The organism is Streptomyces sp. HmicA12, from assembly GCF_000373565.1.
Classification (GTDB): Bacteria; Actinomycetota; Actinomycetes; order Streptomycetales; family Streptomycetaceae; genus Streptomyces.
Genome location: NZ_KB891815.1, coordinates 106,086 through 120,722 on the forward strand (window position 1 = coordinate 106,086; position 14,637 = coordinate 120,722).

A 14,637-nucleotide genomic window follows, 5' to 3' on the forward strand; every position below is an offset into this window, starting at 1 on the left:
CGCTCCTTCTCCTCTCACCTGCGCCATTTTGCGTACAGCCGATGAACCCCAAGAAAGAGGATTTGTCATGAACCGTGCCCGCCGTCTGGCGGCGTCCGCCACCACCGGGCTCGCCCTTCTCGCCGCATCGGCCTGCGGTACGACCGACGTCGACAAGGCCACGGCCGGCAGCAGCCCCGACGCGAAGCCCGCGTCGAAGAGCTGCGCGGACGACACCACGACCACCTCGACGAAGCCGGTCTCCTTCAAGGACGGCGTCGGCCGACAGGTGAAGCTGGACAAGCCCGCCAAGCGGATCGCGGTCCTGGAATGGCAGCAGGTCGAAGACGCGCTGACCCTGTGTGTCACGCCCACCGCGGTGTCCGACGCGAAGGGATACGGCACGTGGGTCAGCGCGGAGAAGCTGCCCGGCGGGGTGACGGACATCGGCACTCGTGAGGAGCCCGACCTCGACACCCTCTACGCGGCCAGGCCCGACCTCATCGTGGTGGAGGCGTTCGACGCCAAGGACGAGACGCTCAAGAAGCTGGAGAAGAGAGGTGTCCCCGTCATGGCCACGCGGGGTGCGAACCCGAAGGACCCGATCGGGAACATGCGCGAGGTGTTCAGCATGATCGGCGAGGCGACGGGACGCACCGAGCGTGCCGACCAGGTGCTTGAGGAGTTCGACCAGCACCTGGCGACGGCGAAGCAGAAGGTCGCCGACGCCGATCTGCCGACGAAGGACTTCCTGTTCTTCGACGGATGGCTCGAAGGCGGCAACCTCTCCGTCCGCCCCTACAGCGACGGCGCGCTGTTCACCGAGATAGGCAAGGAACTCGGCATGAAGCCCGCCTGGACCAAGGCCATCGACAAGGCCCACGGGGACGGCGGCGTCGATCCCGCCTACGGCCTCGCGCAGACCGACGTCGAGGGACTCACCGCGGTCGGCGACGCCAACCTCTTCTACGCGAACGACGAGGGTGCCGGCGGGTACGTCGCGGCGCTGCGGAAGAACCCGATCTGGAAGACCATCCCGGCGGTCAGGGAAGGCCGCGCCCACGCGTTCCCGGCGCGGGTGTGGGGCGCGGGCGGTCCCCGGTCCAACGAGCAGGCGATCGACGCGTACGTCGACGTACTCGACCAGAAGTGAGCACAGCACAGGACGTGAAGACACCACGGACATCGGTGCCCGAAGGGGGGTCGCTGCCGCGCACGGAGCGCGGCGGCGGCCCCGCCGGGGTGGCCGTACTGGCGCTCCTTCTCGTCGTGACGGCCCTGGTCGGCCTGTGGCATCTGACGCAGGGGACGTCGGGTGTGGGCGCCGGTGACCTGCTGCGCCACCTCACCGGGGACCGGGAGAACACGGGTGATGCGCCGGTCGGCGAGATCTTCACCGGCTCGCGCCTGCCGCGCCTGTTCGCGGGCGTGGCGGTGGGCTTCGCCCTAGGCTGCGCCGGCACGCTGCTCCAGTCCGTCACGCACAACACACTCGCCTCCCCCGACACCCTGGCGGTCACGGCCGGCTCCTACTTCACGCTCACGCTCGTCGCGGCCTTCGGTCTCACCGTTCCGCTGTGGGCGTCGGGGGCCGTCGCCTTCGCCGGCGGTGTGGTCGCGGCGGCGCTCGTGCTGCTTCTCGCGGGCCGGGCCGCGGGTACCGCCGGCACCCGCCTGATCCTCGCCGGATCGGCGACGGCGATGGCCCTGGACGCGGCGACCGGAATGCTCCTCATCTTGTTCAAGCAGAACACGACCGGTCTCTTCGCCTGGGGCAGCGGTTCGCTCGCACAGCTGAACATCGACGCGTCGGTACGTGCCTTCCCTCTGGTGGCCGTCGTGCTGTGCGTCGCCCTGGCCCTGTCCCGACGCCTTGACGTGCTGAACCTCGGCGACGACGCCGCGTCCACCCTCGGCGTACCGATCCGGGCCACCCGCGTGACGGCCGTGATCTGCGCGGTGGTTCTGACCAGCACGGCGGTGACCCTCGCGGGCCCGATCTCGTTCGTCGGCCTGGGCGCCCCCGTCCTGGCCCGCCTGATCGCGGGGCGGGTCAGGGCCCTGCGCAGCCACCTCTTCCTGGTGCCCGCGGCCGGGCTGGTCGGCGCGCTGGTCATCCTGCTCGCGGACGCGTCCCTGCGCGCGTTGCAGGGCGCGGACGGAGCCGCCGCCATTCCCACGGGTGTGCCGACCGCGCTGCTCGGCTCCGTCGTGATCGTGGTCCTCGCGCTGCGCCTTCGCGACACGGGGCAGCTCCGGCAACCGCCGAGCGTGCGGGTCGCCGTACGGTCCGGCCGCGGGTACCTGCTCGTCGTGCTCGGCGCGGTGGCACTCCTGCTCGGGGCGGTCCTCGGGGCGGTCATGGCGGGGAGCCTCTGGCTGCGGACCGGGGACATCGCGCTCTGGATCCAGGGCACCGCACCCGACCTGATCGGCCAGGCGCTGGACGACCGGGTCCCCCGGGTGCTCTCCGCGGTCCTCGCCGGCGCCGCGCTCGGCCTCGCCGGATGTGTCGTACAGGGCTCGGTGCGCAACCCGCTGGCCGAACCGGGGGTGCTCGGCATCACCGCGGGCGCGGGCCTCGGCGCGGCGAGCGTCGTCACGTCGGGCCTGGGCGGCGGACGGCCGATGCTCATCGTGGTCGCGGTCGCGGCGGGTCTCGCCACGTTCGCGTTGATCGCCCTGCTGGCCTGGCGCGGCGGCTTCCTGCCCGACCGGTTCGTGCTGATCGGCATCGGCTGCGGGTACGGCCTCAGCGCCGTCACCACCTTCCTCCTGCTGCGCGCCGACCCGTACAACACGCCCCGGATCTTCACCTGGCTCTCCGGTACGACCTACGGCCGCACGCTGCCCGACGTCGTACCGGTCGCGGTGGCCCTGGCGCTCGCGCTTCCCGTGCTGCTCGCCATGCGCGGTCGGCTCGACCTGCTCGCCGTCGACGAGGACACCCCGCGCATCGTCGGCGTCAGGGTGGAACGCACCCGCATCACCGCGCTGGCGATCGCCGCGGTGCTCGCGGCGCTCAGTGTGGTCGCCGTCGGCGTCGTCGGCTTCGTGGGGCTCGTCGCCCCGCACCTCGCCCGGTCGTTGGTAGGCACCCGGCACGGCCGTGCGATCCCGGTCTCGATGCTGCTCGGCGGGCTGCTGGTGTGCATCGCCGACGCGCTCGGCCGCACCCTCATCGCCCCCGCACAGGTGCCGGCCGGCCTCATGATCGCCCTGGTCGGCGCGCCGTACTTCGTCTGGGTCCTGCGGAAGTCCCGCGCATGACACCGAGAGACCGCGCGCCCGCGCCGATCGGCCCGGGGCCCGATCCCTCTTCGGGCGCACTCCCGCCCCTCGCCCGTCCGACCCACCAGGAGCACCGAATGCCGTCCCCGCAGGAAACGTCCGTGAAGAGCGTCGTCGTCCCGTTCGAGGCCGGTTCCTCACCGGCCCCGCTGAGGCGGCTCGCACCCGACGACGTGCTGGAGCGCTGGCACGCGGTCGACCGCTCCGCCCACGCCCCTCACATCGTGGCTGTTCCCGATGACGACGGCGAGAACTGGGGCGCTGCCGCGCTCGTGACGGCACGCCCGCACACGGCCTATCTGAAGATCGTCGATGCCGTCGGCGATGTGCCGGCCGCCGTCACGGCCGTCGTCGCCCACGCACGCCGCCAGGAACTCGTACAGGTCAAATGGGAAGGATGGACGGCGAATCCGGACGACGCCGCTGCCCTCGATTTCGTCTCCTTGCTTCCGCCCCTCCCGCGGGCGCAGGACGCGGAAGGGCCCACTGCCGGTTACGTGCGCTGGCTGGCCGACGACGCGCCGACCGAGCCCCCGTACTACGGGCAGACCACGCACTTCACGTGTGGCGCCGTCACCGCGCTGATCGCGCAGGCGCACGCGGGGGTGCTGTCGCAGGATGCGCTGGACCGTCGGGCGGAGCTGACGCTGTGGCGCGAGGCGACCAACTTCCCCTCGTGCGAGCCCGTGGGACTGGGGGTCGCCGTGCGCCGAACATGGCCGACGTCCTCCGTCACCGTCCACCTCGACACGGAACGGCCGGTCCTGCTCGACCACTTCCCCGAGCACGACCAGGAGTGGCGCGCCGACCTCCAGCGCATGTCGCGTGCGGACGCCGGACGCGTCGGCGTCCCGATCGACCCGTACCCCCTGTCCATCGCCGCGATCCGGAGCGCGATCGGCCGACGGGACCATGTGCTGCTCCTGGTCTCGCTCGCCGGGATGCAAGGGTTCGACGTACCGCACTGGGTGCTCTGCCACGGCGTCGTACCGGGCGCCGTCGTGGTCGACGACCCGTGGGCCAACGCGGCGACCGGGGACACCTGGGTCGACGCCCACTCCCTGCCCGTCCCCGACGCCGCACTCGACACGATGTCGGTCATCTCGGCGGACCGCTTCCGCGGTGCCGTGACCATCGGCCGCCCCTAGCGCAGCGCTGCCGCACGCGTGGCCCCTTCGGGGCCTGCACGTGCGCGCCCGGTCAGAACCAGTGCAGGCAGTGCGGGGGACGTTCGGTGCGGAAGAGGGCGTCGGCGAGGGTGGCGGCGCCCGGGTGGTGGGCCCTGATGTGTCCGGCCCGCACGAGCGTGCTCGGAGCGGTTCCGCCGAGGTAGACCGAGCCCAGATCGCGTACGTCCATGGAGAGATCGGGTTCCCGGTCCGTCGGGACACACTCGGGCTTGCCGTTCTGGACGGTCAGCAGGTAGCGGCCGCCCTCGCCGAGGAACGGGTCGTCGACGTCGAGGACGAGTTCGCCGTCCACGGACCAGCCGCGCGCGGTCAGCGCGCGCGGGACGTCGAGGAGGCGCACCCACAGCCAGTCACTGTCGCCGCTCACCTCACCGGCCCGATGGTCCGCGAGCCGCCAGCGCAGCGGGTGCCCGGGCGGGACGTGCCTGAACACGATCTGGGAGACCAGGTCATGTCCGAGGACGAAGCGGGCGAGGGCCAGGAACACGGTGTCGTCGGCGGCGATGGTCTCGTCGACCGTCAAGGTCTGGGCCTCACCGATCGAGTAGCTGGCGTACCCGTCCGGGACACCGTCGGCGTCCCGGTGAACGGCGACGTAGCGCGGTGCCGGTGAGATCGGGGGCTGCCCCGCGCGCCGCGCCCACCAGCGGTGCGGCCGGGACAGCGCGCCGGGCTGGGCGCGGCGATACCGGTCGTAGACCTCTTCCAGAAGCTCGCCGCAGTCGGCACGACGCAGCACCTCGATCGAACCGGCGTCCGAGCCGGTCACCGCCGCGTCTGCCGCGCCGCGCGCCCGGGGAGCGGTGAGCGCGGCCTTGTGACGCTGCACGGTCAGCCGCGATGTGCCGGTCGCCGGGCCGTAGCCGAACCTGCCGTAGATCGGGGCCTCGGAGGCCAGCAGCACGGCCAGGAACTCTCCTCGGGCCCGCACCTCGGCGAGCTGATGCCGCATCATCGCGCTGAGGACGCCCTGGCGTCGGTGCGAGGGCAGGACACCGACGGCGGTCACCCCGGCGGCGGGGACGACGGCCCCACCGGGCAGGGTGAGTTCGAAGGAGTACGAAGCCGCGGTGCCGACGGGCCGCCCGTCCGCCGCCACGGCGAGCAGGCCGCGGTCCATTTCGAGCGCCGACCACCACAGCCCGCCGCCGTCCTCGACCGGGGTTTCCGGGAAGAGCCCGAACGCGGCATGCATCGTGTCGACGAAGACCTGAAGGTCCTGGTCGCTCGTGGAACGAATCTTCATTGCCGCCGCTGCCTCCTCGACATACCGACACCGTGACTCGCGCGGGACGTGCCGACGGCGCGTCCAGAGCTGACGGAAGATCATTCAACAGGTACCGGCGGAACCAGTAAACATCAAGGTCAGAGGATCGATGCCGCCGCGTCCGCGGTCCCGCCGATCCCCACCGTGCTGCGCCGGTACGTGCCGATACGGCGGCCGGACGCGGACATCGAGCACGCACTCTTGATCACCCACATCGAACACACGGCGGAGGAGGTCGGCCGGATCTTCCTCGACCGCAGGTGAGCGGGGACGCCGCAGCGGCGACGACTCGTCTTCGGCGGCGACTCGTCGTGCGGCAACACTCGCTCAGAGATATTCCTTGACACGAATATTCTGTGAGGGGAATATAGGAGTCATGGATGCACTCCTCACCGCGCTGGCCGACCCGGCCCGCTGGCGGCTCGTGAACCTCCTGTCCGAGCGCCCCCGCCCGGTCGGCGTCCTGGCCCAGCTCGCCGAAGTGCGCCAGCCCCAGACGACCAAACACCTGCAGACCCTGGAGCGCGCCGGGGTCGTCAGTTCACGGCGCGAGGGGCAGCGCCGCATCTACACGCTCCGCCCCGACCCCCTGCGGGAGCTGGCGGAAGCGCTCAGCCGGCTCGCCGACTCGGTGGAGCAGGCCGACGGCGCGTCGGCGACGCACGAGGAGTACGGGCTCGGCGTCGAGGCCGAGCGGCTCGCGGCCCGGAGCCAGGGGTGGGCCGACGGCCGCTCGTTCCACTTCCGCCGCTCGGTCGCGGGGAACACCGCGGCGCTCTGGGCCCACCTGACGCAGGCCTCCTTGCTCGCACAGTGGTGGACGCCGGACGACCTTCGCGTCTCCGAGCTCGTCTTCGAGGCGCGACCCGGCGGGCGGATCGTTCAGGAGTACCGCGACGCGGACGACCGTGACGGCTCCGACGTAGTGGTCGGCCGCGCGGAGGGCCTGGTCGAAGAGGTCCACCCGGGCGAGCGCCTCGGCTACCGGCTCTCCCCGCTGCTCCCCGACGGCGGTCCCGCGTTCACCTCCCATGTCACCTTCGAGTTCCGGCCCACCGATGCCGGTACGGACCTCGACGTCCAGTTCCGGATCAGCGACAGCACGATCGAATCGGCCGACTTCATCGCAGGCATCGAGCTCGGCTTCGGACAGAGCCTCGACAAGCTCGCGGCGACCCTCGCCGCGGACTCGCATCACACCGGCACCGACACAAGGAGCACGAAATGAGCGAGCAGAGCGGCGACCGCAGGGTCGTCACGAACATGAGCCTGTCCCTCGACGGCCACTACGCCGGCACGGACCCGCTGGACATGAGCTGGGTGATGCCCTACGCCGTCACCGACACCGCCCGCGACCACTTGTCGAGCCTGTGGGCGTCGGCGACGACCGCACTGCTCGGGCGGGTCAACGCCGAGGGCTTCCTGGGCTTCTGGCCCACCGTCATCGGCATGGAAGGGGCCGACCCTCGCGACGAGGGCTTCGCGAAATGGCTTGTGGACACCGAGAAGGTGGTCCTGTCCTCCACTCTGGACAAGACGCCGCGGGAGCGCACGACCGTCGTCGACAAGCCGACCGCCGAAGTGGTCGCCGACCTCAAAGCGGCCGAGGGAGGCGACATCCTCGTCCTGTCGAGTGCGAGTGTCATCAAGGCACTGCTGGCGGCCGACCTGGTCGACCGGCTGGCGCTCAACATCTTCCCGGTCTTCCTGGGCGGCGGGCCGCGCCTCTTCGACGACGGCCTGCCGGCCGGACAGTGGTCGCTCGTCAGCGAGACCGCGGGCGAACACGGCACGCTGGCCCTCGTGTACGACCGAGTCCGCTGATCGCCCGCGCCCCAGGAGTGCCCCTTGGGTGGGCAGCTGCGGGTTGGCGGCCGGTCACGCCCGCTTCGTCGCCGCGGATGAACACGCCGGTCGCCGCCCCGCCCCGCAACACCGCGACGCCGAATTCAGTGATCCTCCTTCTCCGCGTGCTGCGGTCCGGGTCCGGACCGCAGCAGCACCGGGCGCAGCCGCTTGTACCCGCGCACGGACACGGGGCGGAGCACCTTGAGTTCGTACGCCGCCGAGCCCGCCAGTTCGCCGGCGAACGTCGTGTTGGCCAGCACGGTGCCGGGGCGGGCCACCGCGGTGAGCCGGGCGGCCACGTTCACCGTCGCTCCGTAGACATCACCGAAGCGGCTCAGGACGGAGCCGTGGGCCAGCCCGGTCCGCACCTGCGGCAGCCTCTGGTCCGCCTCGGCCCGGGCGGTCAGCTCCAGGGCGATGTCGGCTGCCGCGGCCGCCGACTCACAGAGGAAGAGCACCTCGTCGCCGATGGTCTTCACCACCCGCCCGCCTCCGTCGGCGACCACATTCCCGGTCAGGCTCTCGAACCGGTCGAGCACTCGGCCGAGTTCGACGTTGTCGAGTCCCCGGGTCATGCGGGTGTAGCCGACCATGTCGGTGAAGCCCACGGCCCGGGCGCGGACGTCGGTGCCGTCGGCGGGCGGCACCGGCTCGTCTCTCCCTGGCTCCGGTTTCCCCGACTCCGGCTGTCCGGGCCGGCGCAGGGCCTGTTCCTGCGTCTCGGCGAGCACCCGCCCGGCGTGCGCGGCGAGGTGCCTGCGCCACACGTGCCGCTGAAGCAGTTCCATCTCCGGCAGCAGGGCCGCGGCCCGCTCCGCCAGCACCACCGCGTCCCCCGGAACGCCCGCGTCACGGTTGATCCAGGCCCAGAGGGTGTGCACCTGCCACTCGGCGAGCCGGGACAGGTGATGGCCCAGGGCTCGGGCCATCAGCGTCTCGCTCTCCTCGGTGGTGAGCCCGGCCGCGATGAGCCGTTCGTCCGCGCGCAGCGCCTCGATGTCCGCGTCGGTGAACACCCTCGCGTCGTCGTCGACCGTCGGGAACCCAAGTGCGCGCCAGATCTCCGCGGTGCGCTCGGACCCCACACCGGACCGCTCGGCGACCTCCCGTCTCGTCCAGGTGGGACCGCCCCCGAGCAGCGCCTCTTCGACCGCGCGCCGCAGGTCGTCGACGCCGGGACCGGTGACCGCGTCGTCCGCCGCACCCGCCGCGCTCATGTGGTGTGCACGATCAGCACGTCGAGGTTCGCCTTCCTGGCGATGTCCGCGGGTACGGAACCGAGGAGGCGCCCGGCGAGCGAGCGCAGGCCGCGGTTGCCGACGACGAGCAGATCGGCCGGGCACTCCCGGGCGACCTGCAACAGCGCGGCGACCGGTTCGTCCTGCACGGCGACCGTCCGTACGTTCGCCGCTCCCTGCGCGCGGGCCCGGTCCCCGGCCGTACGCAGGGTGTCCTCGGCGGGCGCCGAGCCCACCACCTGATACGCCTCGGCCCCCAACTGGTCCTTCGCGAGGTCGAGTTCGCGTCCCCGCATCGGCAGATACGCGCAGGCGATCACGAGTTCGGCCCCGCAGGCGGCGGCGAGCCGGGCCGCCGCCTCGACCGCCGCGAACGAGGACTCCGAGCCGTCCGTACCGACCATGACAATCCGGTAGGCGTCCAACCCAACCTCCTTACTAGAGAGTCAACTTACTCCGAAGTAAGGTATGGCGCAGTCCAGGCGCGAGGCAAGGGGCGGGAGCGCCGGATCAGATCCTTGATGCGCGAGGGAGTTTCGCCGGGCGGCCACGGAAGGCCAGCCGCTCCAGCAGACCTCAACTCACGCTCCCCATAACCCACTTGAGAGACACGACGGCTGGAGAGACATCATTCGCGTGCTTCAGCGTCGCGCCGCGAGGATGCCTTCCAGATGGCCGATCAGATCGCCGGCCGGGCCCAGGTCCCGCTGACCATCGGTGACGAGCGTGCGGCCGTCGTACTTCAGTCGGTACTCGAAAAGATCGCGGGCGTCCTCGTCAACACTCCGCGGTGGAAGGGCAGTAGCGTCCACAGCCTCGATGAGGGACCGGAGCTTCGTCTCCTCTGCCGGCGTGAGGCTCTTGGCCTGCGCGCGGTCGCCTTCACGGTCGACCAGGAACACATCGCCGTCGGGCGTGACCTCCACACCGTGCCGGACCCCGGCGTAACCACCACTGACGGAGAGGCTGACCGCATCGGAGCCGGACCCGGACGGGCTGCACCCGATCAGAAGAAGGACGCTCCCCAGCGCGACCAGGAGCAGCGCCATCGGTCTCGTCATATCTCGTCCTCCAGAGGAGCCGTGCGGGCGTCTTGAACGGATAGAGGTACGGGCGAGAGCTCGGATCCCGAGCAAACCGATCGCCCCTTCGCCGACGTTCCCATAGGGTTCGCGGGTTGTCGTGGCGGAGAGGCGGTTCGCATCGTGGCACGCAGAGCAGTGACGCGGGGGCAGTTGGCGGGTGCGGCGCGGGCCGCGCTGGGCGGCGGGCGGCGGCTGGAGGCGGTCGAGCGAGTCGCGGGCGGCAGCAAGAAGGGCGTGTACCGCCTGGTGATGGACGACGCGACGACGGCGATCGCCTATCTGTGGGACGACGCCGAGAACTACTGGCCGGCGGCCGAGGGCGACGACGACCTCACCGACCCGTTCTCGCCCGGCCTCGGGCTCGACCTCTTCCAGGCCGCGCACGCGCGTCTGGACACGCTCGGCGTCCGCGTGCCGGCGATCCGCCTCGTCGACCGCGACGGCGCCCACTGCCCGGCCGACCTCGTGATCGTCGAGGACCTCCAGGGCGAGAACCTGGAAGAACTCCTTGCGCGTGACCGCCGTACGGCGGCTCCGGTCATGGCCCGGCTCGCGGAGTCCCTGGAGGCGATGCGGGGTCACCGGGCACCGGCGTACGGCAAGGTGGCCGTGGTCGACGCGGGAGGAACGTCGCGCGGTACGTCGTGCGAGGGGGTCGTTCTCGACCGTGCGCTGCGGGACCTGACCGAGGCGGCCTCGCGCGATCAGCGGATCGCGGGAACCAGGGACCGGCTGGAGGAACGGCTGCTGAGCCTGGCGGCGGCGGTGCGACCACGCGCGGAGTACGCGGTCGTGCACGGCGAACTGGGGCCCGACCATGTGCTCGTGGACACGGACGGGAGCCCCGTCGCGATCGACATCGAGGGATCGATGTACTTCGACGTCGAGTGGGAGCACGTGTTTCTGCGCATCCGCCTGCACGACGCCTACCGGCCGCTGGAGGTGGACGGCCTGGACGAGGACCGGCTCGCGCTCTACATGCTCGCGCAGCGGCTCTCGCTGACGGCGGGTCCGCTACGGCTGCTCGACGGGGACTTCCCCGACCGGGCGTTCATGGCCGGCATCGCCGAGCACAACCTGAGGCAGGCGCTGGACCTCGTCCACACCTGAATCCCCGGGTGCCTCACCTTCCGTCAGGCAGGCACGGAACCAGGCGAGGAGTTCACGGGCCGCGGGACTCTCGGCGTCGAATGTCTGGTGCTGCTGTTCCAGCGGGACGTCCGGCCCCCAGAGCCGGGCGGCGTGGCAGCTGAAACAGAAGGCGATCTCGAAGAGCTGCTCGGTGAAGCTGTGTGCCCGGACTCCCCAGCCCGGTACGAAGCACCGGTACTTCTCGTCGCCGGGAAGACCGGTGATCAGGTCCAGGGCCCGCCGGGCCTGGTCCTCCACCCAGATCTCGACGCTGTCGCCGACCAGGTCTTTCGAAGTGAGGTGCCGTGCGGGGTTCGTGATGCGGATGACCTCGATCATCTCGGTCTTCGCACGGGTGACGGGCAGCAACATGTTCCCAGCCTCGCCGATCACGGCATGGCCGACCAGGGGCGGACGGGGTCGATCGCGCATCGCGGCCCATCCAGAACTCCACGCGTCTCCGAGATCTGCTTCCCCGTGCACGAACGATGGCGCGTCGACGCGCGACCCCGAGAACGGAATCCTCCGGCAACCGGCACGAAACCCTCGGCCGCGTCTCGCTTCGTACACTCGGCGTACCAGTCCTGAACACCAGGAACCCGCACAGGCGCCGGCGGACAACTGCTCACGGGGAGAACGGCGATGGCGCACATCATTCCGATCCGCGGCTCCGCCGTACGTGCCGTGTGCGCGCCGGACACCGAAGGCACGCTCGCCTTCTCCGCCGTTCATGGCCACCGCCGCGCCTACCGGATCACCGGCAAGGGCCCGGCCGTGCTGCTCATCCACGGCATCGGGGCGACCTCCGCCCACTGGGAGGACTGCATCGAGACCCTCGCGCGCCGGCACACCGTCATCGCCCCCGACCTGCTCGGTCACGGCGACTCGGCCAAGCCGCGCGCCGACTACTCGGTCGCCGCGTACGCGAACGGGCTGCGCGACCTCCTCGGCGTACTCGGCGTCGAACGCGTCACCCTCGTCGGCCATTCCTTCGGCGGCGGCGTCGCGATGCAGTTCGCGTACCAGTTCCCCGAGCGCGTCGACCGGCTCGTCCTGATCTCCACCGGCGGCGTCGGACGCCAGGTCACCCCGGTACTGCGCGCCGCGACCCTGCCCGGCGCGGGGCTCGCGCTCGGCCTGCTGAAGGTGCCCGGCGCGCGGTTGCAGGTCGCCGCGGTCATCCGCGCCCTCCAACTCCTGGACACCGGGCTCGGTCTGGACGCGGTCGACCTCGTCAACCTGGTCGACGCCCTGCCCGACCAGAACTCCCGCAATGCCTTCACGCGCACGTTGCGGGCCGTCGTCGACTGGCGGGGTCAGGTGGTCACCATGCTGGACCGCTGCTACCTGGCCCAGGGCGTACCCACGCTCCTCGTCTGGGGCGACCGCGACAGCGTGCTGCCCATCGCGCACGCCCACATCGCGCACCGGGCGATGCCCGGAAGCCGACTGGAGATCTTCCCGGGCGCCGGGCACTTCCCGCACCATGCCGACCCGGCGCGGTTCATCCGGGTTCTGGAGGAGTTCATCGCCACCACCACGCCCAGCGACTGGAGCGTCGAACAATGGCGCGAACTCCTCCGCACAGGACGACCGGAGGAGCCGCACGCGCAGGCCGCGGAACGCGAGTACCGCGAGGCCAGCGAACGCAGCGCGACGTGAGGGCGACCGCCAGGGCGGTCCGGCCATCGCCTACTTCGTGGACACGGTCGTCTTCGCCAAGGCGGTCCTCGCCACCGGCCAGGACGGCATCGAGGTGACCCGGATCCTGTGCACCATCGAGGACTCCGTGCGGCGGGGGCGGAGGCGATGCCCTCGCCCCCGCCGCACAAGTCCCGTGACGCCCCATCCGCCCAGCACACACCCGCCCGGTCGTGCGCCCCGGCCCTCCTGCATCCGTCGTCATCGCCCGCGCCGCCGACGTCATCGCCGAACGGCTCGCCGCCGGCGGCCGTCTCGTCCACCTCGGCGCCGGCACCGCCGGCCGCATCGGCGTCCTCGACGCCAGCGAGTGCGTACCCACCTTCAACACCGACCCCGGCCAGGTCGTCGGCCCGATCGCGGGCGGTCCGCGAGCGGTGACGCTGCCGGTGGAGAACGCCGAGGACGACGGCAACGCCGCGGTCGAGCAGCTGCGCGCCATCGAACTCACCGCGGGGGACGTCGTCTGCGGGATCGCCGCGAGCGGGCAAACCCCGTACGCCGTCGCGGGCGTCACCTACGCCCGGGAGATCGGAGCCGCGCCGATCGGCCTTCCCTGCAGCCCGGACTCTGCCCTGGGCGACGCCGCGGACATCGCCATCGAGATCGTCGTGGGTCCCGAACTCATCACCGGCTCCACCCGTCTGAGGGCGGGCACCGCACAGAAGCTGGTGGTCGACGCCCGTCCACGGTCACGATGATCAAGCTCGGCAAGACCTACGGGAATCTCATGGTCGACCTCCGGGCCACCAACGAGAAACTCCGCACCCGCGCCCAGCACATCGTGACTCTCGCGGAACACGGCGGGTCGATCCGTGCCGCGTCGGGCGCGCCCGAGCCGACCGCCTCATGACTCCGGGTCCCGGGATCCCCCTCTACCCGCACATGGCCCCTGCGCATCGCGCTCCGTCTTCTGGAGTCCTGCGACAGCCACGACGCCCCGGAAACGGCGGCACGAGCGGCAGCCTTACTCCGGCGGGCCCTCGCCCATGCCGACGCGCCGCTGATCCACACGCCCCCACGCGAGAGCACTGAGAGTTACCGAGGCGGCTTGCCTGATCTGAGTCGGCCGAGACCGCTCATCGCTCCGATGCGGTCGAACCGCCCTCGAACCAAGCCGGCCCGTCCTGCATGGCCTGCTTGATCCTGAACGAGCCGTGCTCGTCCAGCGGCGGCAACGCGTCCAGTGCGAACCAGCCGACCTCGAGCGACTCGTCGTCGTTGACCCAGGCCTCGTTACTCTGCGCACGGCACCGGAACGTGATGTCCATGAACTGACGGAAGATCACTTACCAGGCATGGGAGGAATTGACAAACGTCCTGGTCAGGGGATCCCTGCCTTCGCACTCGCGTTGGCAGCGATCCCCGCCGTGCTGACTCGGTGCTGACCTCCGCTGCCGCCCGTTCCGGTCCGTTGGGGCCCCTGGTGCTGGATCCGTGCTGAAGAATCCTCCAGTTCGCCGACCTCCCGCTCAGCCCTGCCCAGATTCACGACTTGGTGCGGCCGTACCTACTCCCTAACGTTCTCTTCTCCACGTCAACCGAACCGGAGGCGAACACTGTGGACAAGTCTCTGTGGAATATCACAGACCTGGCGCTCTTCCTGAGGAAGCCAACCTCGTGGGTGTATGACAACGGGCCTTGACCCTGAATCCTGAACACGGGTTATGCGGCTGGTGCCAGCGTAGTTGATGTGAGGTGGAAGGCGTTCTCGAAGGCGATCGGTGATCGTTGTCCGAGGCGGGAGTGTCGGCGCCGGGTGTTGTAGCGGTGGAGCCATCTGAACGCATCGAGTCGAGCCTCGCGCTCGCTTGGCCAGCTCTTTCGGCCTTGCAGGGCCTCGCGTTTGAAGGTCGCATTGAAGGACTCGGCGAGTGCGTTGTCCGCGCTGGACCCGACCGCGCTCA

14 protein-coding genes and 2 pseudogenes are annotated in these 14,637 nt (G+C 70.9%); 9 read left to right on the forward strand and 7 right to left on the reverse strand.

Features of this window, described 5'->3' with window-relative positions:
* The first annotated feature begins 67 nt into the window (after positions 1–67).
* The 3 genes from B072_RS0124675 to B072_RS0124685 all read left to right on the forward strand — a co-directional run bounded on the left by B072_RS0124675 (position 68) and on the right by B072_RS0124685 (position 4,418).
* Positions 68–1,132 (forward strand): iron-siderophore ABC transporter substrate-binding protein, encoded by a 1,065-nt coding sequence (locus B072_RS0124675; protein WP_018532623.1) that lies wholly within the window; start codon positions 68–70, stop codon positions 1,130–1,132.
* A 35-nt stretch (positions 1,133–1,167) separates the two neighbouring features.
* Entirely contained in the window at positions 1,168–3,249 is a 2,082-nt protein-coding gene (locus B072_RS0124680) for an iron ABC transporter permease (RefSeq protein ID WP_018532624.1), read from the forward strand.
* Between the two features lie 98 nt (positions 3,250–3,347).
* Entirely contained in the window at positions 3,348–4,418 is a 1,071-nt protein-coding gene (locus tag B072_RS0124685) for a peptidase C39 family protein (RefSeq protein ID WP_018532625.1), read from the forward strand.
* A 52-nt stretch (positions 4,419–4,470) separates the two neighbouring features.
* Here the strand turns inward: B072_RS0124685 and B072_RS0124690 are convergent, their stop codons facing one another.
* On the reverse strand, positions 4,471–5,706 hold the full coding sequence (locus B072_RS0124690) for a GNAT family N-acetyltransferase (protein WP_018532626.1): 1,236 nt from the start codon (positions 5,704–5,706) through the stop codon (positions 4,471–4,473).
* A gap of 48 nt (positions 5,707–5,754) precedes the next feature.
* Here B072_RS0124690 and B072_RS48320 point away from each other — a divergent pair, with 48 nt between their 5' ends.
* From B072_RS48320 to B072_RS0124705, 3 genes are all read left to right on the forward strand, one after another.
* The gene (locus B072_RS48320) at positions 5,755–5,991 is read left to right on the forward strand and encodes a hypothetical protein (protein ID WP_158689240.1); all 237 of its coding nucleotides are present in this window, start codon (positions 5,755–5,757) and stop codon (positions 5,989–5,991) included.
* A gap of 112 nt (positions 5,992–6,103) precedes the next feature.
* Positions 6,104–6,955 carry a metalloregulator ArsR/SmtB family transcription factor gene (locus tag B072_RS0124700; protein ID WP_018532628.1) on the forward strand — a complete coding sequence of 284 codons (852 nt, stop codon included), beginning with the start codon at positions 6,104–6,106 and terminating at the stop codon, positions 6,953–6,955.
* Complete coding sequence (locus tag B072_RS0124705) at positions 6,952–7,551, forward strand: dihydrofolate reductase family protein (RefSeq protein WP_018532629.1); 600 nt, start codon at positions 6,952–6,954, stop codon at positions 7,549–7,551. Before B072_RS0124700 ends, B072_RS0124705 begins: the two co-directional genes overlap by 4 nt.
* A 125-nt stretch (positions 7,552–7,676) precedes the next feature.
* On the opposite strand, the gene B072_RS0124710 is transcribed toward B072_RS0124705, so the two are convergent.
* The 3 genes from B072_RS0124710 to B072_RS45670 form a co-directional block, all read right to left on the reverse strand.
* Entirely contained in the window at positions 7,677–8,792 is a 1,116-nt protein-coding gene (locus B072_RS0124710) for an adenylate/guanylate cyclase domain-containing protein (protein WP_018532630.1), read from the reverse strand.
* Positions 8,789–9,238 carry a universal stress protein gene (locus B072_RS0124715; protein ID WP_026246254.1) on the reverse strand — a complete coding sequence of 150 codons (450 nt, stop codon included), beginning with the start codon at positions 9,236–9,238 and terminating at the stop codon, positions 8,789–8,791. Before B072_RS0124715 ends, B072_RS0124710 begins: the two co-directional genes overlap by 4 nt.
* A 216-nt stretch (positions 9,239–9,454) precedes the next feature.
* The gene (locus B072_RS45670; RefSeq protein WP_158689241.1) at positions 9,455–9,862 is read right to left on the reverse strand and encodes a hypothetical protein; all 408 of its coding nucleotides are present in this window, start codon (positions 9,860–9,862) and stop codon (positions 9,455–9,457) included.
* Positions 9,863–10,033: 171 nt separating this feature from the next.
* On the opposite strand from B072_RS45670, the gene B072_RS0124725 reads away from it, so the two are divergent.
* A complete protein-coding gene (locus tag B072_RS0124725; RefSeq protein WP_026246255.1) occupies positions 10,034–11,008 on the forward strand; it encodes a phosphotransferase family protein in 975 nt (324 codons plus the stop codon).
* Here the strand turns inward: B072_RS0124725 and B072_RS48775 are convergent.
* Positions 10,913–11,461: a hypothetical protein gene (locus tag B072_RS48775; RefSeq protein WP_199791093.1), complete on the reverse strand. Its 549-nt coding sequence runs from the start codon at positions 11,459–11,461 to the stop codon at positions 10,913–10,915. The two genes, B072_RS0124725 and B072_RS48775, sit on opposite strands and share 96 nt — an antisense overlap.
* Positions 11,462–11,671: 210 nt before the next feature.
* Between B072_RS48775 and B072_RS0124730 the strand changes: the two genes are divergently transcribed.
* Complete coding sequence (locus B072_RS0124730; protein WP_018532634.1) at positions 11,672–12,691, forward strand: alpha/beta fold hydrolase; 1,020 nt, start codon at positions 11,672–11,674, stop codon at positions 12,689–12,691.
* Between the two features lie 242 nt (positions 12,692–12,933).
* Positions 12,934–13,526: pseudogene (locus B072_RS45675) on the forward strand (N-acetylmuramic acid 6-phosphate etherase); the annotation flags it as partial.
* A gap of 283 nt (positions 13,527–13,809) precedes the next feature.
* Here B072_RS45675 and B072_RS43990 read toward each other — a convergent pair.
* Together B072_RS43990 and B072_RS46800 are read right to left on the reverse strand one after the other, a co-directional pair.
* Positions 13,810–14,007 (reverse strand): annotated as a pseudogene (locus B072_RS43990) (NUDIX hydrolase); the annotation flags it as partial.
* A 388-nt stretch (positions 14,008–14,395) separates the two neighbouring features.
* The coding region (locus B072_RS46800) for an integrase core domain-containing protein (protein ID WP_078506568.1) at positions 14,396–14,637 on the reverse strand (242 nt) is incomplete at its 5' end.